This window comes from Kineosporia sp. NBRC 101731, from assembly GCF_030269305.1.
In the GTDB taxonomy this organism is placed as follows: Bacteria; Actinomycetota; Actinomycetes; order Actinomycetales; family Kineosporiaceae; genus Kineosporia.
In genome coordinates this window covers 203,369-227,178 of record NZ_BSTC01000006.1, presented here as the reverse complement: position 1 = coordinate 227,178, position 23,810 = coordinate 203,369, and the positions used below count along the sequence as shown (strand labels likewise).

Annotated in this window: 20 protein-coding genes and 1 tRNA gene; 15 read left to right on the top strand and 6 right to left on the bottom strand. The window is 69.3% G+C overall.

Annotated features, from left to right (window positions below; genetic code table 11):
* Nucleotides 1-36: 36 nt before the first annotated feature.
* On the bottom strand, nt 37-891 hold the full coding sequence (locus QSK05_RS18840) for an SDR family oxidoreductase (RefSeq protein WP_285598552.1): 855 nt from the start codon (nt 889-891) through the stop codon (nt 37-39).
* A gap of 95 nt (nt 892-986) precedes the next feature.
* On the opposite strand from QSK05_RS18840, the gene QSK05_RS18835 reads away from it, so the two are divergent.
* Nucleotides 987-1,721, top strand: coding sequence for a TetR/AcrR family transcriptional regulator (locus tag QSK05_RS18835; RefSeq protein ID WP_285598551.1), 735 nt, complete (start codon nt 987-989; stop codon nt 1,719-1,721).
* Between the two features lie 130 nt (nt 1,722-1,851).
* Nucleotides 1,852-3,195 carry a ricin-type beta-trefoil lectin domain protein gene (locus QSK05_RS18830; RefSeq protein WP_285598550.1) on the top strand — a complete coding sequence of 448 codons (1,344 nt, stop codon included), beginning with the start codon at nt 1,852-1,854 and terminating at the stop codon, nt 3,193-3,195.
* 40 nt (nt 3,196-3,235) lie between these two features.
* Here the strand turns inward: QSK05_RS18830 and QSK05_RS18825 are convergent, their stop codons facing one another.
* Nucleotides 3,236-3,778, bottom strand: coding sequence for a TetR/AcrR family transcriptional regulator (locus tag QSK05_RS18825; protein WP_285598549.1), 543 nt, complete (start codon nt 3,776-3,778; stop codon nt 3,236-3,238).
* 57 nt (nt 3,779-3,835) lie between these two features.
* Here QSK05_RS18825 and QSK05_RS18820 point away from each other — a divergent pair, with 57 nt between their 5' ends.
* Nucleotides 3,836-4,198: a DUF4267 domain-containing protein gene (locus tag QSK05_RS18820; RefSeq protein ID WP_285598548.1), complete on the top strand. Its 363-nt coding sequence runs from the start codon at nt 3,836-3,838 to the stop codon at nt 4,196-4,198.
* Nucleotides 4,199-4,291: 93 nt separating this feature from the next.
* Here QSK05_RS18820 and QSK05_RS18815 read toward each other — a convergent pair.
* From QSK05_RS18815 to QSK05_RS18805, 3 genes are all read right to left on the bottom strand, one after another.
* Nucleotides 4,292-4,364 (bottom strand) — tRNA-Gly (locus tag QSK05_RS18815).
* Between the two features lie 170 nt (nt 4,365-4,534).
* On the bottom strand, nt 4,535-4,666 hold the full coding sequence (locus QSK05_RS18810; protein WP_285598547.1) for a hypothetical protein: 132 nt from the start codon (nt 4,664-4,666) through the stop codon (nt 4,535-4,537).
* A gap of 1 nt (nt 4,667) precedes the next feature.
* A complete protein-coding gene (locus QSK05_RS18805; protein ID WP_285598546.1) occupies nt 4,668-5,165 on the bottom strand; it encodes a MarR family winged helix-turn-helix transcriptional regulator in 498 nt (165 codons plus the stop codon).
* Between the two features lie 208 nt (nt 5,166-5,373).
* Here QSK05_RS18805 and QSK05_RS18800 point away from each other — a divergent pair, with 208 nt between their 5' ends.
* The gene (locus QSK05_RS18800) at nt 5,374-6,996 is read left to right on the top strand and encodes a DHA2 family efflux MFS transporter permease subunit (RefSeq protein ID WP_285598545.1); all 1,623 of its coding nucleotides are present in this window, start codon (nt 5,374-5,376) and stop codon (nt 6,994-6,996) included.
* Nucleotides 6,997-7,035: 39 nt separating this feature from the next.
* Here QSK05_RS18800 and QSK05_RS18795 read toward each other — a convergent pair whose 3' ends face one another.
* Entirely contained in the window at nt 7,036-9,135 is a 2,100-nt protein-coding gene (locus QSK05_RS18795; protein ID WP_285598544.1) for a HelD family protein, read from the bottom strand.
* A gap of 204 nt (nt 9,136-9,339) precedes the next feature.
* Here QSK05_RS18795 and QSK05_RS18790 point away from each other — a divergent pair, with 204 nt between their 5' ends.
* From QSK05_RS18790 to QSK05_RS18740, 11 genes are all read left to right on the top strand, one after another.
* Complete coding sequence (locus QSK05_RS18790) at nt 9,340-10,617, top strand: ATP-grasp domain-containing protein (protein WP_285598543.1); 1,278 nt, start codon at nt 9,340-9,342, stop codon at nt 10,615-10,617.
* A gap of 51 nt (nt 10,618-10,668) precedes the next feature.
* The gene (locus tag QSK05_RS18785) at nt 10,669-11,925 is read left to right on the top strand and encodes an ATP-grasp domain-containing protein (protein ID WP_285598542.1); all 1,257 of its coding nucleotides are present in this window, start codon (nt 10,669-10,671) and stop codon (nt 11,923-11,925) included.
* A 380-nt stretch (nt 11,926-12,305) separates the two neighbouring features.
* On the top strand, nt 12,306-13,781 hold the full coding sequence (gene amrS / locus QSK05_RS18780; protein WP_352301905.1) for an AmmeMemoRadiSam system radical SAM enzyme: 1,476 nt from the start codon (nt 12,306-12,308) through the stop codon (nt 13,779-13,781).
* Nucleotides 13,778-15,427: a radical SAM/SPASM domain-containing protein gene (locus tag QSK05_RS18775; protein WP_285598540.1), complete on the top strand. Its 1,650-nt coding sequence runs from the start codon at nt 13,778-13,780 to the stop codon at nt 15,425-15,427. The genes amrS and QSK05_RS18775 overlap by 4 nt, the downstream gene beginning before the upstream one ends.
* A gap of 14 nt (nt 15,428-15,441) precedes the next feature.
* Nucleotides 15,442-16,728 carry a radical SAM family heme chaperone HemW gene (hemW, locus tag QSK05_RS18770; RefSeq protein ID WP_285598539.1) on the top strand — a complete coding sequence of 429 codons (1,287 nt, stop codon included), beginning with the start codon at nt 15,442-15,444 and terminating at the stop codon, nt 16,726-16,728.
* Between the two features lie 12 nt (nt 16,729-16,740).
* Complete coding sequence (locus QSK05_RS18765; RefSeq protein WP_285598538.1) at nt 16,741-17,691, top strand: alpha/beta fold hydrolase; 951 nt, start codon at nt 16,741-16,743, stop codon at nt 17,689-17,691.
* Between the two features lie 29 nt (nt 17,692-17,720).
* Nucleotides 17,721-18,443 (top strand): corrinoid protein-associated methyltransferase CpaM, encoded by a 723-nt coding sequence (gene cpaM / locus QSK05_RS18760; protein ID WP_285598537.1) that lies wholly within the window; start codon nt 17,721-17,723, stop codon nt 18,441-18,443.
* Nucleotides 18,440-19,702, top strand: a complete 1,263-nt coding sequence (locus tag QSK05_RS18755; RefSeq protein WP_285598536.1) for an HgcAB-like fusion protein — start codon at nt 18,440-18,442, stop codon at nt 19,700-19,702. Before cpaM ends, QSK05_RS18755 begins: the two co-directional genes overlap by 4 nt.
* On the top strand, nt 19,699-20,562 hold the full coding sequence (locus QSK05_RS18750; RefSeq protein WP_285598535.1) for a hypothetical protein: 864 nt from the start codon (nt 19,699-19,701) through the stop codon (nt 20,560-20,562). Before QSK05_RS18755 ends, QSK05_RS18750 begins: the two co-directional genes overlap by 4 nt.
* Entirely contained in the window at nt 20,559-21,959 is a 1,401-nt protein-coding gene (locus QSK05_RS18745) for a M20/M25/M40 family metallo-hydrolase (protein WP_285598534.1), read from the top strand. The genes QSK05_RS18750 and QSK05_RS18745 overlap by 4 nt, the downstream gene beginning before the upstream one ends.
* Nucleotides 21,960-22,015: 56 nt before the next feature.
* On the top strand, nt 22,016-23,809 hold the full coding sequence (locus QSK05_RS18740; protein ID WP_285598533.1) for an alpha/beta fold hydrolase: 1,794 nt from the start codon (nt 22,016-22,018) through the stop codon (nt 23,807-23,809).
* The last annotated feature ends 1 nt before the right edge of the window (nt 23,810 follow it).

The following is a 23,810-nucleotide window of genomic DNA, read 5'->3' as shown; positions in this document are numbered from 1 at the left end:
CGGCCCGCGGCCTTCTGCCAGGAGTACCCGGTCGGCTCAGGCCATCAGGCCGGCGAGCGCGTCCCGGACGGTCGCCGGCTCCCGGCCGATCAGCGTCTTCAGCAGGGGGTCGGTACCGGCGAAGAAGCCCTGCTGGGCCGCCTGGTACATGCCGAGCAGGAACCGCACCATGAATTCCGGCTGCCCACCGGCGGTCCGGGCGGCGACCCACGCCTCCGGGTCGATCACCTCGCAGGCGATGGCCCGGCCGGTCAGCTCCGAAGCGATCATCGCGATCTCCTCGAAGGTGGGGGCGGCGCTCGCCGTGATCGTGGTCGGGCCGTCGTAGGCCGTGCCCGAGGTGAGAATGACCGCGGCGGCCTCACCCTCGTCCTCACGCGAGGTCCACGACACCGGACCGTCGCCCGGGACCGTGATCCGGCCGGTCTCCTGCCACTGCCCCAGCAGCCAGGCGAGACTGTGGGCGTAGAAGCCATTGCGCAGCGAGGTCCAGGCGACCCCCGAGTCGGCGAGGATCTGCTCGGTGGCGAAATGGTCGCGCGCGGGGGCGAAGGGACTGTCCGGCGCGGCGCCCTGGTGGCTCGTGTACAGGATGCGACCCACCCCCACCCTCACGGCCGCCTCGATCGCCGCGCGGTGCGCAGGGACGGCGGGGCTGGCCGGGTCGCTCGAGGAGACCAGCAACAGCTGGTCGGCACCCTCGAAAGCAGCTGGCAAAGAATCCGGTTCGTGGTAGTCGCCCGGGCGGACGGCGACTCCCCGCTCGGCGAACCGCTGGGCCTTGGTGACGTCGCGGGCCACCACGGCGATCTCCTGGGCGGGAACGCGGTCGAGCAGGTGGTCGACGGTCGAGCCGTTCAGGGCGCCGGTGGCCCCGGTGACGATGATCATGATCAGCCTTTCGTTGATATCAGCGGTAGCGACATGACAGTAACGCTGGAATCAAGTCGATAGCAAGGCGTCGTTATCGTTGTTATCATCGGTACGTGACCGAAGCCCCCAGCCGGCGTAACGACCACCGCGCCAAGATCGTCGAAGTGGCCGCACGCCTCCTGCGCGAGCACGGCGCCGCGGCAGTCACCACCCGCGGGGTCGCGGAGGAGGCCGGCGTGCAGGCTCCCGCGATCTACCGGCTCTTCGGCGACAAGGACGGCCTGCTCGACGCCGTGGCCGAGCACGTCATGGCCACCTTCGTGGCAGCCAAGGCCGCGCGTGTCGAGGAGGTGTCGGCGGCCAATACCGATGCGCTGGAAGATCTTCGGGCCGGCTGGGAGACCCAGATCGACTTCGGTCTCACCAACCCGTCCCTGTTCCGGCTCCTCAGCGACCCCGACCGCGTCCTCCATTCGCCGTCGGCCCGGTCGGGCCGGCGCGTCCTGGAGGCACGGGTGCACCGGGTGGCCCTGACCGGGCGGCTGCGGGTCAGCGAGAACCGGGCCGTCGGCATCATTCAGGCGGCCGGGATCGGCACCATCCAGCTACTCCTGACCACACCGCCCGAGCAGAGGGACGAGGGTCTCGCCGGGAGCATGTACGAGGCGGTGCTGCGGCAGATCCTCACCGACGCGCCGGCTCCCCCGGAGAACGGGCCCCTGGCCACGACGGTCGCGTTCCGCGCGGTCGCTCCCCAGCTCGGCATGCTCAGTGACGCCGAGCAGCGACTCCTGGGCGAGTGGCTCGACCGGGCGGTGGAAGGGCTCGGCTCCTTGTCCCAACCCTAAAGCTGCCCCAAATGAATGCCCTCTGATTCTCCGGCCGTTCCCACGGCCCGGGCTCGGGGATACCCTGACGCGCCGCCACCCCGAAAATGGCGGCGCATCCCGGTTCCCCCTGACGTCCGGAGATCAGATCATGCGCCCACCCCTGGGTTTCCTGAAACGCCGCGCCTCGAGGAGAGTGCTCCCCCTCGTCGCCGTCGCCGGGGCCGTTGCCCTCGCCGCCGCGTTCACCGTGTCGCAGAGCGCCAGCGCGACGGTGCCCGCCACCCCGTCCGGCTTCACGCTCACCTGGAGCGACGATTTCGACGGGGCCGCGAACACCGGCCTGGACCAGAGCAAATGGAAGTACGACACCGGCCCGGGCAGCAGCTTCGGCACCGGCGAGATCGAGACCATGACCAACAGCACGTCGAACGTGTACTACGACGGCCAGAGCCACCTGGTACTGAAGGCGAACCACTCCGGCTCAGACCCGGCCTCCGGCTGGACCTCGGGCCGCGTCGAGACGCAGGCGGCCACGTTCGGCGCCGCCCCGGGCGGTGTGGTCCGGATCGAGTCCCGGCTCCAGCAGCCCGATGTGACCACCGCCAACGGTGCCGGCTACTGGCCGGCGTTCTGGATGCTCGGCGCCCCGCTGCGTTCCGGGGTGACGTGGCCGAAGTCCGGTGAGATCGACATCCTGGAGAACATCAACGGCCGCCCCTCGGTGTTCTCCGCCATCCACTGCGGCGTCAACCCGGGTGGCCCGTGCAACGAGTCGACGGGGATCACCTCGGGCGAACGTTCCTGTGCGGGCTGCTCGACCGGGTTCCACAACTACGCCGTGGAGATCGACCGCTCGACCTCACCCGAGCAGGTCCGGTTCTACCTGGACGGCAACAACTTCTACACGATCAAGGCCAACCAGGTAGACGCCACCACCTGGGCCGACGCCATCGATCACCCGTTCTTCATCATCTACGACCTGGCGATCGGCGGTGGCTTCCCCAACGCCTTCGGTGGTGGGCCCAACGCCTCCACGGTCTCGGGCGGCAAGCTCGTCATCGACTCGGTGGCCGTCTACAACAAGGGCGCTTCCGGCGGCGGCACGGTGACCGGCAAGACCATCAAGGGCCCCGGTGGCAAGTGCGTGGACGTGGCCGGTGACGACACCGGGGGCGACGGCACCGCGGTACAACTGTGGGACTGCCAGTCCGCGGCCAAGGACCAGCACTGGACCGCCGGCGGTCAGACCCTGCAGACCCTGGGCAAGTGCCTGGACATCGCGGGCGGAGCCAGTGCGGCGGGCACCAAGCTGCAGCTCGCGAACTGCAACGGCGGCGGCTACCAGAACTGGGTGGCGCAGTCCGACGGCTCGATGAAGAACCCGACGACCGGGCGCTGCATCGACTCCCCGTCGGGAGCCACGGCCAACGGCACCCGGCTCCAGATCTGGGACTGCAACGGCTCTGCGGCGCAGAAGTTCTCCCTGGTGTGACGAAGAGCTGTGGCCCGGTCCGCCGGGGCCGGGCCACAGCTCAATCCGCTCCCGGCTCCGTGAGCAGCCGGTGAGCGAGATCGAGCCGGGCCTGTACCTGCCCTTCACGTAGGCGTCCGCCGGCGTGAAGGGTGGCCAGACCGTGAAGGACCGACCAGGCGACCTCCGCCCGGGTGCCGTCGGCATCCGGAAATGCCTCACGAATGACCGAGAAGGCCCGCCGGAGCGGCGCCGGGGTGTCGTCGGCCGCGAAGGGCAGGCCTGAGGGCAGGGAGAACATCGCCTCGTAGACCCGCGGGTGGGCGGCGGCGTGGTCGAGGTACGCGCGCATCCGCGCCCGGGGCGAGGGGTCGACCGCCGCCAGGGCCGCGGCCAGGTCGGCGAATCCTTCGAGCGCCACGGCGTCGACGAGTGCCTGCCGGGAGGCGAAGGCCGAGTAGAGCACCGGCTGGGTGACCCCGAGATCCCCGGCCAGACGGCGCATCGTGACGGCCCCCCAGCCCTTCGACTCGGCGAGGGCCCGGGCGAGCTCGATGACCTGATCACGCCGCTGCTTCAGGTCCGGAGCCGGTCGAGGAGACATACCCGTAATCTAGCATGGTTAGATAACGTTGCTAGATAACTACGGGAAGGACCCCTCATGCATGTCACCGCCCTGGTGATCGCGATCCTCGGTTGCGTCGCCATCATCGTCATCGGCACCCGGTTCCTCCTCCTGCCCCGGCAGACGACACTCGACTTCGGCGTTCCTGCTGACAGCCTCCGGGCGCTGACCGCCATCAAGGGCGCCCGCGACATCACCTCCGGCGTGGTGCTTCTGGTGATCTGGGCGGCCACCGGCAGCACCCCGTTCGGCTGGGGCCTGATCGCCGCGGCCCTCACCCCGGTCGCCGACGCCGTCATCGTGGTCACCAACGGCGGAAAACTCTCCACCGCCCTGGGCATTCACGGGATCACGGCCGCCGTGCTCGTCGTGGCCGGCCTGGTACTGGCGCTGGGGTGAGCGAAGAGAACCCCACGAAAAGAGCCAGACCCTGAGGTAGACCGGCAAAATGCGGGAAGCTCGAAGACTGGGCTTCGAGCTTCCCGCATGTTGAGCGGACGGCGAGGATCGAACACGCGACCTCCACCCTGGAAGAGTGGCGCTCTACCAACTGAGCTACATCCGCTTGCACCCAAGAACCAGACCGGCGAACCGTTCCCGTCCTTCGACGTACGGAAATCTAGCAGACTTCCGGAGTGCTGCGCACATCGGTCAATGGTGGCCGATGCGGGCCCGAGGGCATCCCAGAAGAACTGACGCTCAGTACGTTTCGCTATGGCCAGGACGACAGTTCCGTCAGCGGCCGGAATACGGCCAGGTCAGGTCGATCGCCCGGCGCAAGGCCACCATGGACGCCGACTTCACGGCCGCCGTCCGGATCACGGCGTCCCCGACCCCGGCCCCGGGGTGGTCCCTTCGGTGAGCCACGTCAGGCCGTGGCACCCGGACCCGCGTCGCCTTCCATCGCGGGCACCAGCGCGCTCAGCCCGGTCGCGAGCGCCTCGACCTGGACCTCGCTGAGACCGCCCAGGAGACGCTGGTGACGCATCCGGTGCGTGGCGTCCACCCGCACCGCCACGGCCTGCCCGCGCGAGGTCAGGAGCAGCCGGACGAAACGCTGGTTGGAGGGCCGGCGCTCGCGGGACACCAGCCCTCGGCGCTGCAGCCCCGCGACCAGGCGGCTGACCGAGCTCTTCTCCAGACCGAGTCGCACGACCAGGTCCTGCTGGGACATCTCACCGGCCGTGTTCAGCTCGACCAGGGCGAACCCCTCGGACAGGGTCAGTGGGTCCCCCTCGTCGTCCACCTCGGTGACCGACAGCTGCATGCGCCACGACGCGCGGACCAGGCGGCTGAGGAGATCGTGGACGACGACGGCGTCGCCCGCCGGGCGGGCCGCGACGGCGTCCGTCTGCTGTGCGTCCATCCGCTCCCCTGATTCCTGCCCGATCGGGCGACCATAGTTGCACGGCTCAACTGTACGGAATAAGCTGGGCCGACATCCTAACCCAGCACATTTCTGGGGCGATGCGCGGCCCTGCCGTGCGTCCATTCTCGCGTTCTGAAGTGCATTTTCCGCGAAATCTGTCCGCTCCTCGGGATCCCGGTCCCGGGCCCTGCACCGAAGGACTGCCGTGTCAGAAGGATCCAGCTCCTCGGCACCGACCCCGCGCGGCGCCCCCCACCGCTGGTGGGCCCTGGCCACCCTCAGCTTCAGCCTGCTCGTGGTCATGTGTGACACCAGCGTGGCGAACGTGGCCCTGCCCGCCATCGTCCGCGGCACCGACGCGACGTCGGCCCAACTGCAGTGGATCGTCAACTCGTACGTGATCGTGTTCGCCGGGCTGATCATGACCGCCGGCGCCCTGGGCGACCGGTTCGGCCGCAAGGGGGTGATGTTGATCGGCTACGGCGTTTTCGGCGTGGCCTCCGTCGTGGCCTCCGTGGCCGACGGCGCCTCCCAGATCGTCGTGGCCCGTGCCCTGTTGGGGGTCGGCGCCGCCCTGATCCTTCCCGCCACGCTCTCCATCCTGCCCACGATCTTCCCCGACGAGTCCGAGCGCGCCCGCGCTTACGGGGTCTGGGCCGGGGCCTCCGGTGTCGGGTCGGTCCTCGGGCCCACCCTCGGCGGATTCCTCGTGGACAACCTGGGCTGGCGCGCCATCTTCTGGATCAACCTGCCCTTCCTCGCCCTCGTCGTCCCGGCGGCCCTCCTGCTCGTCCCCCGGTCGCGCGCCGACCACCCGGTGCCGCTCGACCCGTTCGGGGCGCTCCTGTCCACCGCCGGCCTGGGGGTCACCCTGTGGGGGGTCATCGGCGCGCCGGGCCGCGGCTGGGCGTCCACCACCACGATCGCCACCCTGATCTTCGGGTTCGCCCTGCTCGCCGCCTTCGTCGCCCATGAACTCCGCACCCCGGCCCCGATGCTCGATCTGCGGGTCTTCCGCAGCACGGTCCTCGGGGCGGCGGTCATCGCCATCGGTATCGGCTACCTCTGCCTGGGGAGCTCGCTCTTCTACACCACGCAGTACCTCCAGTTCGTCCTGGACTGGCCGGCCATGACCGCCGGGGTCGCGGTGATCCCGTTCGCCGTCGCCGTGGGCATCAGCGCGCCGGCCAGCGCCCGGTTCAGCCGCCGCTGGGGACTGCGCATGGTCACGGTCACCGGGCTGGCCCTGATCACCGTGGGGCTGGGTCTGCAGGCCGCGCTGGCCGACGGCAAGACCTACACCTCGACGTTCCTGCTGCTGGTGTTCGCCGGGGTCGGCATCGGCCTCGGGACCGCGCAGGCCACCCGGGTGATCATCGCCTGCCTCCCGGAAAACCGGGCCGGGGTGGCGTCCGCGATCAACAACCTCACCCACGAGGTCGGCGTGGCCATCGGGATCGCCGCTCTCGGAACGCTTCTGGCCACCGGGTACCACACCCGGCTCGACCTCGACACCATCGGTGCGGCGCTGACGCCGGAGCAGGCCGAGCGCGCGCAGGACGGCATCTCCGGGGCCCTGCGCACGGCCGACCAACTCGGCCCGGCCGGAGCCGGTCTCGCCGATGCGGCGCGCAGTGCGTTCGTCGACGCGATGACGTCCGGGCTGTGGGTGGCCGCGGTGGGCGCCCTCCTGGCCACGGTGCTGGCGTTCCGGCTCCCCCGCCGGGCCCCCGGCGACGACCCGGTCCTGGTCGTCGAGGAGCCCGTCACCGAGGACACCGAGGACACCGACGCCGGGCGCCGGAAGGTCCAGGCGGACACCGCCTGACCACCGCCTGACCACTACCCGATCAGCTGCCGGAGGCCTTCACCCCTGGAGGGCCTCCGGCAGCGGACGATGGTGGACGACGGTCAGGGTGCTCACGGCCCGGGTCAGGACGACGTACAGCCGGCGCAGGCCGGTCCGCAGGTCCGGCTCGGCCTCGGCGATGCCGGCGGGTTCGACCACGATCACGTGGTCGAACTCCAGCCCCTTGGCCACCGAGGCCGGCACGAGACTCAGCCGCGGCGACTCGGCCGCCAGCGCTTCCAGCGCCTGGAGGGCATCCTGCTCCGGATCATCGCCACCCACCGGGCCCGGTTCCGGACTCCCGGCGGAATTCCTGCCCGGACCGAGGGTTACGAACGCCTGCGACAGACCGGCCAGGGCGATCTCGGCCGCATCGAGCTGGTCGTCGGCGACGATGAGACCGACCGACCCGGCCCGTTCACCCACACGCCGGAGGGCCGCGACGGTCTCGGCCCACACCTGGGAGCCGTCCAGCACCGCCAGGAGGTCGAGACCACCCGGGTCGTCGCGGACCGATTCGGGTGCCGTCAGGCCCGGGGCGATCAGGGGCAACAGCCGGGCGGCGAAATCGATCACCGAGGAGGGGACTCGGAATCCGCGGGTGAGTTCCTCGATGTGGCCGTCGCCGTGCCCGAGATGGCTCAGCGACTCCTGCCAGGAGGAGGTGGCCCACGCGGTCGTGCCCTGGGCGATGTCGCCCAGCACGGTCGCCGAGCCGTTCTCACAGCGGCGCCCGACAGCCCTCAGCTGCATCGGTGACAGGTCCTGGGCCTCGTCCACCACCACGTGTCCCAGGCTGGGAAGACGTTCGATCAGGCCCTCGATCTCGTCCAGGAGAACGCTGTCGGCCAGTGACCACCGGGCGGAGCCGGCACTGCGCGGCGGCTTCTCCCAGCCGAGCGTGTCCAGTTCGGCGCCGGTCAGCACGCCACCGGCCCACTCCGCCCGGGCGGTGGGGTCGGACAGCAACTGGTGCAACACCTTACGTGGCACCAAGGCCGGCCAGACGGTGTCGGCGCAGCGCCGGACCTCCCGGGAGCGGGCCACGGCATCCTGGACCCGGTCGTCCGGTGCCTCGCCGGCCTCTTCCATCAGCGCCAGCAGGGCATGAGCCAGACGGTGCGGGAGCATGTGCCGGGCGGAGCCGTAACGCACGCCCCGGCAGGTCAGTTCGGCGACGATCTCGTTGATCTGGGAGGCCGGCAGCCGCCAGCGGCGTGAGCCCCGGGGCAGGATCAGCGCCTCGGTCGCCCTGCCCACATGCGACCAGACCGCGCGTCGCAGCACCTCGGCCATCCGGGCGTCGCCCTTGAGCACGGCCCGGGCGACCGGCTCGACGCCGCGCACCGGCACGGAGGCGGTGAGCCGCTCGATCGTGGTCTGCCGGACCTGCAGCTCACCGAGACTCGGCAGTACAGCACTGATATGGTCAAGAAAGGCGCTGTTCGGGCCGACCACCAGGACGCCACTGCGACTCAGCCGCTCGCGGTAGGTGTACAGCAGCCAGGCGGCCCGGTGCAGGCCGACCGCCGTCTTGCCGGTACCCGGGGCCCCCTGAACGCACACGGTGACATCGCCTGCTGAACGGACGATCTCGTCCTGCTCCGGCTGGATGGTCGAGACGATGTCACGCATCGGGCCGACCCGGGGCCGCTCGATCTCCTTCTCCAGGAGGGCGCTGTGGAACCCCGCGGTCGCCTGCCGGCCCAGCCACTCGTCCTCGAAACCGGTGATCCGGCCACCGTCGAGACCGAACCGGCGTCGCCGGTCGATCCCCAACGGCTCACGACGGCCGGCCCGGTAGAAACCGAGAGAGACGTCGGCGCGCCAGTCGACCACGACGGGATCACCGTCCTCATCCGCCACATGGCGCCGCCCGACGTACCAGTGCTCGCCGGACGCCGTGTCGATACGACCGAAAAACAGTGGCGTCTGAGGGTCGTCGAGGAGGAGCTCGGCCCGGCGCCGCAGCACGGAAGCCAGCAGACGGGAGTGCGTGCCGTCGACCCCGTGCGCCTCCAGGGACAGTACGTTCTCACGCATCCTGGCCAGGTGGCCCCGGGCCACCGCCAGGTACTCCTGTTCCGCCTTCAGGACGACATCGTTTTCCCCCGGCACGAACACTAAGCCTACGGCACCCGCTCCCCCTCCACCGGGAACTCTCCCCAAAAGGAACCGGGGGTTGACAGGTGGACGTACCGGTGATGCCATGCTTTTCGGCTCCAGTCAAGGATTCTCCTGCTCAAAGCACCAAAGATTGCGTTCTGGTTGAGGACTCATCCATCAGCATCAGCGCCCTGCCTCGCCGAGGAGGACCAGCGAATGCTCGCGAGCCGATCCCCTGGACCGGACGATGCCGGCGGCCCCGCCGTCATCGTCGACCCGTACTCCTCCGGAGCTCTCCTGGCCGGCGAATTCCGCGCCGCAGGGGTCCCGGTGGTCGCCGTTCTGACCGCCCCACAACCCCCGTCGGTGTTCGCCGGTACCTACCGGCCGGACGACTTCGTCGATAACATCTATTCCAGTGGCGACGATTTCGACCTGACGGCCCAGTTACGCAGATGGCGCCCCCGATGCGTACTCGCCGGTTGTGACACCGGCGTCGAGCTCGCCGACACCCTGGCCGCCGAGCTGCTGCCGGACCTCGCCCACGACCCGCGCCTGGCCTTCGCCCGTCGGCACAAGGGCCGGATGGCGGGCGCACTCGCCGCGGCCGGGGTGGCGGTACCGCGGCAGATCACCAGTAACTCGATCGACGAAGTCGAGAAATGGTGGACCGCGTCCGGTCTCGAGGGCAGTGACCTGGTCGTCAAGCCACCCGAGGGGGCCGGTACCGACAGCGTGAACCGGGTTGCCGCGGGCACCGACTGGCGTCCCGTGTTCACCGGCCTGCTGGGCACGGTCAACCAGGTCGGCATCGTGAACGAGACCGTTCTGGTCCAGGAGCACCTGACCGGGCCCGAGTACGTGATCGACACGGTGAGCCTGGACGGCCGGCACTCGATCGCCTCGGCCGGGCGTTACCGCAAGGCGGACAACGGCCCCTACATGGCGGTCTACGACTTCATGGAGTGGCTACCCCCGGACGCCCCCGAGGCCGAGGAGGTCTTCGGGTACACCCGCTCGGTGCTCGACGCGCTCGGCTATCGCTACGGTCCGGGCCACGCCGAGGTCATGCGCACACCGGCGGGCTGCCGGCTGATCGAGGTGGCCGCCCGGCCGCACGGCAGCGAGCACTCCCACCTCTGCCGCGTCGCCAACGGCGACAGCCAGATTGACCGCCTGGTGCGGTACTTCACCGGTGGCGGGCCGGCCCCCGACGGATATGTCCTGCAGCGGCCCATGCGCATCGTCTTCCTCCGGGCCCGGGGCACCGGCATCCTCGGGAACACCCGGGTGATGAGTGGCCTGCGCGACCTGAAGAGCTTTCACGCCGGCGGCCTCCGGGTCCAGGACGGCGCCCGGGTCGAGACCACCCGCGGCCTGTTCCAGAGCCTCGACATCGGGGTCGTGGTGCTGTCCTCGCCCGACGCCGCGCAGGTGGAGGCCGACTACGAGACCGTGCGCGAGCTGGAGGGCCGGCTGCGGATCGCAGCGTGACACATAGCGATGCCAAGGCCCGTGCGGCCGGACCACGAGCGGGGAGAGACGATGGCGAGAACGCAGGACGAGCGGCCGTGGCTGATCGTGGTCGCGAGCGGCGGACGCCCCTTCCGCGAGTACCTTTTCCGATCGATCGCCGCCCGGTACCGGATTCATCTCCTGGATGCCGGGGAACCCGGCTGGCAACAGCCCTACCTGGAGGACTGCACCGTCCTGCCCGACACCGGCGCCGCGACGGTCAGGGAACAGACCCGCACGATCGCGGCCGGGCGGCCCGTCGCCGGGGTGATGACCTGGCACGAGGAGCATGTGCTCCAGACCGCGCTGGCCTCGGCCGACCTCGGGCTGCCCGGGGCGGACCCGGGCGCGGCCGCCCGCTGCCGCGACAAGTTCCAGACCCGCACCACCCTGACCGGCCTGGGCGTCCGGCAACCCCGCTTCGCGCTCGCCGGCACCCTGGACGAGGCCCGCGCCGCGGCCACGCAGATCGGGTACCCGGTGGTAGTGAAACCGCGGGCCCTGGGCGGCAGCATGGGCGTCGTCCTGGTGCACGACGAGGTCGAGCTGGCCGAGCACTTCCCCCAGACCCGGGCGATGCCGTTCCGGCACACGCCGGACTACGAGAGACCGGTCCTGATCGAGGAGTACGTCACCGGACCGGAGATCAGCGTGGACTCCGTGGTCCAGGGCGGCCGGGCCACGCCGCTGTTCGTGACCCGTAAACAGACCGGTTTCGCCCCCTGGTTCGAGGAGACCGGGCATCTGGTCGAGTTCCCCTCCCCCTGGCAGGCCGATGCCGGCCTGATCCGGGAGATCGATCGGATCCATCGCGGCGTAGGATTCGTCGACGGCTGGACCCACACCGAATTCCGCCTCACCCCAAGCGGTCCCGTGCTCATCGAGATCAACGGACGGCTCGGCGGCGACCTCATCCCCTATCTGGGGCGCCTCGCGTCCGGGATCGATCCCGGGCTGGTGGCCGCCGCCGTGGCGACCGGCCGCCCCGCCCCGGTGACACCCAGCTCGGCCGGCTGGGCCGGGATCCGGTTCTTCTACCCGCCCGAGGGTACGGTGACGATCAAGGACATCTCGATCGCCGGGGAGGGTTTACCGGAAGGGACCGACCTGCTCACCCCGCTGGTGGAGGCCGGTGACGTGGTGGACGCTGCCCGAAACACCCGCCTGGACCGCCGGATCGGTCTCGCGACGGCGTTGGCCGCAACACAGGAGGAATGCGTGGCGGCGCTGGACGCCGCGGGTGCGGCCCTGCGCGTCACGCCCTACGTCACGAACAACCGACTGTAATGCACTCGAATGGCACTCTCCGGCAGCGTAAAGACCACGAAAAGGACTTCTTGACCTGCCCATATCGTGGTTGTATCATTCAACTCTAGTACGCAGTCGGCTGTAACGCCCTCCAGCACAAGGCCTACAGCCCATTCAACCGCTTTCGAATTCCGGTCGGAACCACCGCGGCCGGAGTCTGCCGGTGCCTGGAGTGATGCGGCGGGGGTATGCCCCCGAGGGGCCCGGTGGCGACGGCGTTCATCGAAAATAGCCCGAAACTTGCGGCCTCACAGCATCTTCGAGATACCTGAGCGCCGCGGCTTCGCGCCGTCCATCGCCGGGCAGTGGCCGGCGATGCCCGTGACCATGCCGTGGCTGATCGATGGACCGAGAGGCTGATCATCTTGGCTCAGTGGCAAGAGAACCCCCGTCCGGCAAAGCTCTCCGAAGAGCTCGAGAATGGCATCGTGCGGTGCCATCTCAGTCCCCGAAACTGCAAGATCCGGCCCGGTAAATACGGTTTCTGCATGGTGCGCGCCAATCAGAACGGCAAGCTGGTCACCCTGAACTACGGGCGATCGGTGCACGCCACCGAAGAGACCATCGAGACCGAGGCGGTTTTCCACTACGCACCCGGCGAGCCGATCCTCTCCATGGGAAACATCGGCTGCATGCTGAACTGCGATTACTGCCACAACTGGAAGACCTCCCAGGCCCGCTTCGTCGCCGACGGAGACGTCTGGAACTACACCCCCGAGCAGGTCGTTGAGATCGCCAAAAGCCACGGAATCCGCGTTATCTCGTGGACCTACAACGACCCGGTAGTCTGGCACGAGTTCGTCACCGAGACCGCAGCCCTGGCCCGGCAGGAAGGCATGATCAACCTCTTCAAGTCGGCCTTCTTCATCTCGCCGGAGGCGATCGAGGAGCTCCTCCCGGTGATCGACATCTTCTCGATCTCGGTGAAGTCGATGGACCCGAAGTACTACCGTCGCCTGACCAAGGGCTGGATCGAGCCGGTTCTGGAGGGCACCAAACAGGTCTACGCCGCCGGCAAGCACGTCGAGGTGTCCACCCTCATGGTCACCGACCTCAGCGACAACGACGACACCGCCCGGGCGATCTCCACCTTCGTGGGTGAGCAGCTCGACGCGACCGTCCCGGTGCACTTCGTCCGCTTCCACCCCGATTACAAGATGACCGACAGCCGGCGCACCCCGATCGACCGGCTGGAGTCCGCCCGCGCCACGGCTCTCGACATGGGTATCCGCAACGTCTATCTCGGTAACGTCTACGACAACGACGCCACCAACACGACATGCTGGAACTGCGGCATCCTGCAGGTCACCCGGTACGGGCTGAACGCCCGGCTGGTCGGCGTCAACTCCACCGCCGAGTGCACCTCGTGCGGCGCGCCGACCGGGATGAAACTGCTCCCGCCCGCGCCCCGGCCGACCACGGTGGACAGTCTTCCCGACCAGTACCAGGTGGCCGACTTCACGTGGCACGGTGATATCCGGTCGCTGCACATCCAGCTGCTCAACGAGGGCACCGAGAGCCAGGTCGTCTACCAGCGCCGCTTCGGCGACCCGGCGGCCGGCACGGCCTGGACGCCGCTGCCCCTGGCCCCCGGCGAGAGCTACCGGTTCGCCGCGGCCAAGGCCACCCCCGACGAACACGGCGTTCAGGTCGCGATCTCGCCGGAGGGCGTGAAGTGCAGCCTGCACGAGGTCTTCGACCGGGCTCACTTCCCCACCGTGGAGGTGGCCACCGGCGCCCTCAACGAAGACGTCACCCCGTTCCCGAGCTATGCGGTCACGGCCCCCAACCGCGGCGCCACGTTCCTCGACATCACCGAGGCGAGCCCGTCGTGAGGCCGGACACCGACTACCGGGTCATCGATCTGGAGGAGCACACCAGCCTGTTGTTCCTCACCGGCAACCACCGGTCGTTCGTCGTCCCCCGCGAGACCGGCGAGCGGCTGCGGGGCGGTCTCGACCGGCTGACGCCGGCCGAGCGCGAGGAGTGGGAGCGTCTGGGCGAGCTCGGGCAGATCACCGAGGACAACCGGAACGTGCTGGCGACCAGCAGCTTCGAGGACGGCGCGGACCTCGCGGTCAACGTCAACCTGACCAATGTCTGCAATCTGGCCTGTACCTACTGTTTCGCCGAGGGCGGCGACTACGGGCGGATCACCGACGCCATGGGCCAGACCTCCGTCGACGACATCTTCACCTTCATCGACGAGAACCTGACCGACAGCCAGTCGGTGCGCTTCGAGTTCTTCGGCGGCGAGCCGCTGGCGAACTTCGCGGTGATCAAGGAGATCTGCGACCGTTCCGTCCGGCACTCGACCGAACGCGGCATCACGTTCGTCTACCGCATCTCCACCAACCTGACCCTTCTGCCGAAGGGCATCCTCGACATCTTCGCGCGGCACCGGTTCATCGTCTCGGTCTCCATCGACGGAGGCCGCGAGGTACAAGACCTGAACCGGCCGGCCAAGGGCGGCCGCGGATCGTACGACCGGGTCATGAGCAATGCCGAGAAGGTGCGGGCCGCGAGTGATTCCATTTCCATGGTCGCCCGGATGACCGTGGCCCAGCGCGAGCCGTCGCTGATCGACAACATGCGTCAGCTGTACGACACCAACATCTTCGACTACTTCCAGATCTACCCCGGTGTCTTCCCGGTGGACGACGACCCGTCCGCGTCCTCCACGCCCTCCACGTCCTCCACGCCCTCCACGCCGGAACCGGCGCCGACGGGCCGCGCGCCGGTGTTCCTCACCATGCCCACCTTCCCCGGGCAACGCACCGATGACCAGGAGACACCCCCGGCGACCACCTCGTCCTGTGCTACCCCGGCAGTCACGCCCGGACAGCACTTCATCAACTTCTTCCTCCAGGACGGGATGGTCGAGCAGTTCCGCGACTTCCTCGCCGAGTACCCGCGGCTGTTCTCCCCGGACAACCGGTTCAAGGGGGTCCTGGAGTACGAGCGCACGGTCCAGCTGGCCATGGAGGGCCAGCTCGCCCTGGCCTTCTGCTCGGGCGGCCGCACCTACTTCACCCACTCCCCCGACCGCTCCGTCAGTCCCTGCCACCGCCTGGTCGGTGACCAGGCGTTCGACGTGGGCAACGGGGCCGAGGGGCTGACGGTGGAGCCGACGCAGTGGCGCCTGCCGGTGGACGACCACCCGGTGTGCAGCGGCTGCTGGGCCCGGTACATCTGCGGCGGGGGCTGCAAGCAGGAGAACTTCGTGGCCACCGGCGATCTGAACGTGCTGAACCAGGAGTCCTGCAACTACCAGCTGCTGCTGGCCGAGGAGGTCCTGCGGATGATGGCCCGCTCCTCCGAGGAGTACCGGAGCACGGACCGCTCGCAACTCTCCGACATGTTCGTCTCCTGCGGCCGGCCCGTGCTGCCGAACAGCCGGACCGCGCCGCCCGACGCCCACGAGGCGGCCGGCTTCACGTACTTCCAGCAGCTGAACGGCGTCGAGCACACCACCGTCTGATCAAGGGGACCCGAGTGATCATTCGTCGGAACATCCACACCTACCCGTTCAAGTACCAGTACGTCGACTACGACGAGTACTTCCGCCCGGAGAGCGCGGTCCTCTACCTGCACGTCCCGTTCTGCCTGCAGAAGTGCGGGTTCTGCGACTACACGGTGTACATCAACCGGGGCGCGGAGGTCCGGGAGAAGTACGTGCAGGCGCTCGAGAAGGAGATCCGCACCTATCCGCAGCACGGTGTGTTCCCCCGGTTCAACGTCGACGCCATCTACTTCGGCGGGGGCACCCCCGGCCTGCTGGAGGGTGAACAGCTGGCCCGGCTGCTGACGGCGTGCCGTGAGACGTTCGAGGTCAATGCCGACGCCGAGATCTGCCTGGAGTTCGACCCGCCGACGGTCACCGCGGAGAAGGTCGAGACCATCCAGGAGGCCGGGTTCAACCGGATCAGCCTGGGCATCCAGGCCTTCGACGACGAGCTGCTGCGGATCTGCAACCGCTCGCACGACGTGGCCACCGCCGAGCGCGCCTACAAGATCATCAAGGATGCCGGGTACAGCCACATCAACCTGGACCTGATCTTCCCGCTGCCGAACCTGACCATGGACTCCTGGCGGCGGGCCGTCGACCGCGGCATCGAGCTGGAGCCCAGCTGCCTGACCACGTACGGGCTGGAGATCTGGCCCAACACGGCCTTCCACCACCAGATCATCAACGACAAGCTCACCCTGCCGACTCCCGACGAGGAGCTGGCCATGTACTCCTACGCGCTGGACCAGCTGGAGGGCAACGGTTTCCAGAGGGTCAGCTCGACCGGGTACTTCCATCCGGATCGCGGGCCGGGCTACTCGAAGTTCCTGGAGTACTACTGGCGGACGTGGCCCATGCTCGGGTTCGGGGTCTCCTCGAAGAGCGTGGTGCACAACCGGCTCTACACGAACGTGAAGGGGCTGAAGCAGTACCACGAGCTCATCGATCAGGGCCGCATCCCCCTGGACTTCGCCACCTACCTGACCAAGAAGCAGGAGATGCGCCGGGTCGTCATCCGGGGGCTGAAGATGTGTGAGGTCTCGCGCACCGACTTCATCGACCGGTTCGGGGTCGACATCGACAGCGTGTTCGGCACCGAGATGGCCGAGTGCTTCGACGAGGGGCTGCTGGAGAACATCGAGGACCTGATCGTCCTCACCCGCAAGGGCCAGCTGCACTCGACCAACGTGTACGAGAAGTTCTACGCCGAGGACGACCTCACCCCGCCCGCCCCCGGTGAGGTGCGTTTCGGCATCTCCGAACTCGTGCACTGAGGGGTGATCCCGATGACCCACGACGACGGTTCCGCCGGCTCGACCCCTCCGCTGGACACCACCGGCCTGACCCCCGCCGCGGCGGGTGAGGTCGCGGTGTTCTACGCCGCGGCCTCCCTCGTCGACGTACCCGGCGGCTCGGTGACGGTGATCCGTAAGGGGAGCGGGCCGCCGGTTCTGCTGCTGCACGGCATCCCGCTCTCGTCGTTCACCTGGCGGCACAACATCGATCACCTGGCCCGGCAGGCCGATGTGATCGCCATGGATCTGCGGGGTTTCGGGCAGTCCGGCAAGCCGGCCGGGGCTGACTACACCCTGGCCGGGCACGCCGCCGTGGTCATCGCGGTGCTCGACGCGCTCGGGGTGCCGGAGGTGACCGTGGTCGCCAGCTCGTTCGGCGCCGCGGTCGCCATCACCCTGGCCGACCTGGCCCCCGACCGGGTGCAGGGGCTGGTGCTGATCAACCCCGTCTGTTACCCGGGCGGGCGGCACAGCGCCGCGAAACTCTCGCGGATCGGGCTGCTCTCGGCCCTGGCCGGGCCGGTGCTGCGCTCCCCGCGGCTGGGGCGGCGGCTGGTGCGCTCCCGGCTGCGCCGCTCGTACGCCCTGCCCGAGCAGGCGACGACCGATGTGCTGGAGGTGTACCAGCAGCCGCTGCTGACCGATCCGGGCTGCGCTCCCGCCTATCTGGCCACATTGAGAGGGCTGGACGAGGACGCCCTGGCGGCCCGGGTTCCCGGGCTGCGCCAGGAGGTCCTGCTGCTGTGGGGGGAGAAGGACTCGGTCCTGCCCGCCGGTGACGCCGACCGCTTCGTGCGGGAGGCGCCACGGGCCCGGCGCGAGGTGCTCGCGCACGTCGGCCATCTCCCCCAGGAAGAGGCTCCCGAACTGGTGAACCAGTTCGTCACGGGCTTCCTGAACGCCAGCCGCGACCCGTCGGGAGCCCACCGGCCCCCCGCATGAGGCCCACGATTCGGTGAGGAGACACGCTCATGGTGCTGATGTACGGATGGATGGTCTGGGTCGAGCATGCCCCGGAACGCTACGACTGGGCGGTCCGGCTGATGACGTTCGGCCGGATCGACCGGATGAAAGCCCGGATCGCCGAGCAGGTCAACGACGGTGACCACGTCCTCGACCTGGGCTGCGGCACCGGCACCCTGGCCATGCGCTGCATCGAGCGGGGCGCCCGGGTGACAGGGCTCGACGCCGCGGAGTACATGATCGGCGAATCTGGACGGAGGGCCCGTGAGGCCGGCGTGTCCGACCGGCTCGATCTGGTGCACGACAGCGTGACACAGACCCACAAACACTTCGCCGACGAGTCGTTCGACGTCATCACCGCGACCATGGTGCTCGGCGAGTTCCCGCCCGACTACCTGCACTACATCCTGCGGGACTGCCGGCGCATGCTGCGCCCCGGTGGCCAGGTGCTGATCGGTGACGAGTGCTGGCCCCGCACGCTCGTCGTCCGCACCATCTACCGGTTCATGATGACGATCTTCTGGATCCCCCAGTTCCTCTTCCTGCGCCGTCCGTTGTTCCCCATCCGTGACCTGGACGGGATCATCGCGGACGCCGGATTCACGGTCGTCTCCAGCACGGTGTTCCCGGGCACGTCGTTCCGGCTGGTGCAGGGGATCAAGGAACCGGGTCCGGACGACGACGTCCGCCAGCAGGAAGCCAGCCGACGGCCGATGGTGAGCGAGGGATGATGTTCCGGATCAAGCTCTGGTTCTGGCAGGTCTTCCATATCTTCTTCCGGCACTACAACTTCCCCTGCCCGCTCGGCCTGCGGAAGGTCGGGCACCCCGATCGCAACTCCCCCGTCCTGATCAGCGGCAACTACACGCTCACCGTGTACCGGCTGCTCAAGGTGCTCCGTGGTTTCGACGCCTGGCTGCTCGTGGCCAACTCCCGCGGGTCGAACGTCTGGTGCGCGGCGGGGATGAACGAGTACTCCGAGCACGACGTCATCGACGCCGTGAACGTGGCCGGCCTGGCCGACGTCGTCGACCACCGGCGGCTCATCGCCCCGCCGTACGCGGCACCGGGGGTGGACGCGCACGCCGTGAAGGAGCAGACCGGCTTCCGGATCATCTGGGGGCCGACGCACCTGAACGACATCCCGCGGTACCTGACCAACCGGAGCCGGCGCACGCACGACATGGTGCTGGTCCAGTTCGGTTTCGCCGACCGGATGGAGCAGGCGCTGAGCACCGCCTGCGCCTACTCCCTGACCATCGCGGTGGGCGCACTCTTCTGGCCGCGCTACGTCTTCGGGCTGATGGCCCTGATCCTCACGGTCTACGTCTTCGGCTTCGCCACCTGGAACGTGCTGCCCAGCGAGAGGCGCTACCGGCGCACGGCCCTGATCGCCGTGATCCTCGGCACGCCCCTGGTCGCACTGGGCCTCTGGCGCGGCTGGTCGGCCGGTGAGATGACCCTCTGGCTGGTCAGCCTGGTCGCGGTGGTGCTGCTGATGGCGATGGACGGGTGCGGCAGCTCCCCGGTGTACAAGAGCACGGTCGCCCACTGGATCAAGAAGGGCGACTACCACAGCGATTTCAGTCCCATCATCGATCCGGAGATGTGCACGAACTGCATGGACTGCCAGGACGTCTGCCCGAGCGACGTGTTCGCCCGGCGGCGCACCGGTGACCACCGGATGGTGGTGGTCAACCCCGGTAACTGCATCGAGTGCATGGCCTGTGTCAAGCAGTGCGACGACCTGGCGATCTTCAACCGCACCGGTTCGATCAAGGGCGATGTGAAGAGCATTCGCAACCTCGACCTGCTGATGACCCGGGACTGGTCGCACATCGCCGGTGAGAACAGCTGGATCGGGATGCCGACGACGATCATCAACGGCAATCAGGTCGTGGTCGAGGGCGCCATGCCGGGGCCGATCTCGCTCCCGGTCCCGGTGCCCGGTGAACGGTCCGAGCCGCCGGTCACCGGGAAGCGCCAGTGACGGGCCGGCTGTTCCCGGCCGGCATGTGCGCGTCCCACGAAGACCTCGAGATCGAACTGGTCGCCGAGAACGTCCACCAGCACACCGATCTCCTGGAGTCGATCCGCGATCAGGTGGTGCGGCTCGCGGCCCTGTCGCGAGGCTGGGACTCCGCCGAGCAGCTGGAGCACTTCCACCAGGTGTTCAAGCTCGAGTCGCTGTTCCACGCCGACTCCCTGGCTCTGCTGCGGCAGGAGGGCACCCTGGTCGGGCTGGCCGGGGTGGTCCGCGACCGCACGCCGTCCGGAGCCTCGATCCTGCATGTCGGCAGCCTGGCCCTGATGCCCTCGGTGCAGCGGCGGGGAATCCTGCCGGTGCTGTTCGGCGTGCTCTGGGACTTCCTGCTCGAGACGCCGGAGATTCACCGCAACGTCCGCGACGGGCATGCCTACCTCACGGCGATCACCCAAAGCCCTTACATCATGTCGTTTCTCGGGGCCGTGTGTGACATGTACCCGGCCCCCGACAGCCCGGCGCCGGACGACGAGCAGCGCGAGGTCGCCCGGCTGGTGGTGGAGCGCTTCGACCCGGAGGTCGAGTTCGACCCGGACACCTTCATCCTGCGGGAGGAGGCCCAGTTCTTCTACCGCGAGACGCCGTACAGCTCGAACCGCGCTCTCAACGAGTACTGCGACAGCCGGCTGCGCTACTCCGCCGGCGACACGTTCGCCCTGGTCGGCCGCATGCGGGCGGAACCGCTCGACGCGTTCCGGGACTACTGCGAAAAGGCCTACGCCGACCTGTACGCCACCCTGCGGGCGACGGCCTCCCTGACCGCGCCCCGGGCCCAGGACACGACACCACGGGAGGCCGCACGATGACGACGACCGCCGGCACGGCGTGGGACGCGGGGGTGTCCTGGGCCCAGGTCCAGGACGAGGCGCTGGAACGGTTGCGCACCTATGTGCGCTTCCCCACGGTGAACGACCCGAACGCGCTCGACGGCGCCGATCCGGCCCGCTCGGCCGACGAGTCCCCGGCCGCCGGGTGGCTGGCCGGGCTGCTGGAGGCCGAGGGGATCGAGCACGAACTCCTCGAGGCCGCGCCCGGCCGGGTCAGCCTGATCGCCCGGTTGCCCGCGGCCACGCCCGGGAACGGCTCGATCACCCTGCTCAGCCACAGCGACGTGGTGCCGGTGGTCCGCGGTGACTGGGACCTCGACCCGTTCGCCGCGGACGTGGTCGACGGGTATCTGTACGGCCGCGGGGTCCTGGACCTCAAGGGCCTCGGCATCGCCCAGCTCACGACGATGATCCTGCTGCACCGGCTGCGGGTGCCCCTGGCCCGTGAGGTGCGGCTGGTGGTCGCGGCGGACGAGGAGACCGGGGGCACCTACGGAGCTCACTGGCTCCTGGAGAATCGCCCGGAACTGCTAGCCACCTCGCTGGTGCTGGGCGAGGGCGCGTTCTCCCCCGTCGACGCGGTGCCCGGCGGCGGGACGCTGCACACCCTGGCCGTGGCCGAGAAGGGTTATCTCGAGCTGGAACTCAGCGTCGACGGAACCCCTCACCACGCCGGTATGCCTGATCCGGACTCGGCCCCGGCGTTGTTGGTACGCGCCCTGCAGCGCATCCTGGACCAGCCGGAACCGGCCCGCATCACCGAGCCGACGGCCCGGCTGTGCGCGGTGCTGGCCGAGTCCGAGTCGGGCCTGCACCGCGCGCTCCTGCGCCGGCCGGCCCTGCTGCAGCGGATCGGGGGCGGCCCGCTCCGGAAGAACCCGCTGATCGCGGCCATGATCACCCAGACCTGCGCGCTGACGGTGCTGTCCAGCGGGTACAAGGCGAACGTCGTCCCGGGACGCGCCACGGCGACGCTGAGCCTGCGGCTGCTCCCGGGCGGCACTCCCGAAGCCGTCGTCGAGCGGCTGCAGAAGGTGGCCCGTGAGCCACGCCTGCAGATCCGAACCGTCATGCACAAGGCCCCGTACGAGTCATCCTTCACCACAGCAGATTTCGAGCTCCTCACCGGCGCCCTGCACCAGCTGGACCCGTCGGCCCGGACCGCGCCGATCCTCTCCCCCGGCGCCAGCGACGCGCGGTTCTGGCGGGCGGCGGGGGTGCCCGCCTTCGGCTGGGTCCCGTTCCCCCTGCCCGCCGCCGACATCCACGGCATGCACGGCAGCAACGAGCGGGTGGCGCTCGACGCGTTCCGCGACGGACTGCGGTTGTACGCCGGCGTCGTCGCCGCTGCGGCCACTGCCTCCCCGGATCGCTGAACATCCGCTCTCTCCCACAGCTATCCCGTCCATCACGGCCAGCCAGGAGGACCAGTATGAGCGTGCGCCCCGAGACCGGCGTCCAGGACCGGCAGGACTTGCAGGATCTGGACGCAGACACCGTGTACGCCCGGTCGTTCAGCCGGAACCAGGGGATCCTCACCGGCGGTGAGCAGGAGCGGCTGGGCGCGAGCACCGTCGCGATCGCCGGCCTGGGCGGGATCGGCGGCAACGTCGCGGTGATGCTCGCCCGGCTGGGTGTCGGTGGGTTCCGGCTGGCCGACTTCGACCGGTTCGAGCTGGCGAACATCAACCGGCAGTACGGGGCGAGCACCGAGACGGTCGGGCGGCTGAAGGTGGAGGTGATCGCGGAGGAGATCCACCGGATCAATCCGCTCGCCCGGATCGAGGTCTTTCCCGAGGGTTTCACCGACACCACGGCCGACGGTCTCTTCCGCGGTGCCGACGTGGCCATCGACGCGGTCGATTTCTACAGCATCACCACGCACGTCGCGCTGCACCAGAAGACCCGCGAGCACGGGCTGTTCACGCTGATGGGCTCGCCGATCGGGTTCAGCGCCTGCCTCCAGGTGTTCGACCCGGAGGGGATGGGTCTGGAGGAGTACTGCGGGATCGAGCCGGACATGGACCCGCTGGAGATGCAGATGCGGTACGCCTGCGGGATCGTCCCGGAGCTGGCCCAGATCGAGTACTACGACGTGTCCCGCCCCGAGTCGAACACCGACTTCTCGGCCGGCACCGGCCCCTCGCTCTCGTGCGCCTGCGGGCTCGCCGCGTCGCTGGTGGCCACCGAGACCGCGATCCTGCTGCTGGATCGGCGGCACGTGCGGTCGATCCCCCACACCACCCAGTTCGATCCGGTGATGTACCGCTACGCGAAGACTTTCATCCCCGGAGGGATGCGCAACTACGACCCGGCACCGGTGATCCGCCGGCTGGAGAACTCACCGGGCTCCCTGGTGCCCCAGGTCCTCGACCACCTCTTCGGCAAGCCGAAACAACCACGCGCCGACATCAACGGGGCGAAGCTGTTCTGGCGCTCGGAGACGGCCGACGGGGTGGACCCGGCCCAGGCCCCGGTGATCGTGCTGCTCAGCCCGCTCGGGGGCGACTCCAGCTTCTGGGCCCGCCAGGTGGCACCGTTCCGGCAGGCCGGCTACCGCGTCATCACCTTTGACGCCCGCGGCACGGGGATCAGCACGCCCAGCCCGGACGGCACCTCGGTGCAACTGCTCGCCGACGACCTGATCGAGCTGCTCGAGAGCACCGGGATCGGACCGGCGCACCTGGCCGGTGTGGCCCTCGGCGCGGCCGTGGCCGCCGAGGTCGCGGCCCGGCGCCCGGACCTGGTCACCGGGCTCGTCCTGACCTCGGCCTACGCCCAGGCCGACGAGCAGATCCAGCAGACCACCGCCGCCTGGCGCGAGCTGGCCCGCACCCGGGGCATGGAGGAACTGCTCGAGACCTGCCTGGAGCACCTCTTCACCCCCGGCTACATCGACGACAACCGGATCGCCCTGGACAAGCTGAAGACGTTCTTCCGGCTCACCACGCAGGACCCGGACAGCTTCTGCCAGCTCAGCCTGGCCGGGGTGCGGTACGACGCCGGCCCGGCGCTGGCCACGATCACCTGCCCGACCCTGGTGCTGCACGGTGCCAAGGACACCCTGGTGTCGGTGCAGCTGGCGGAGGACGTCGCCGCCCGGGTTCCGGGGGCCGAGCTGACCGTGGTCCCGGAGTCCGCGCACTTCCTGCCCTTCGAGCAGGCCGACGCGTTCAACGAGGCGGTGCTGGCCTTCCTGGGCCGGCTGGTGCCCCGTCCGGACTGAA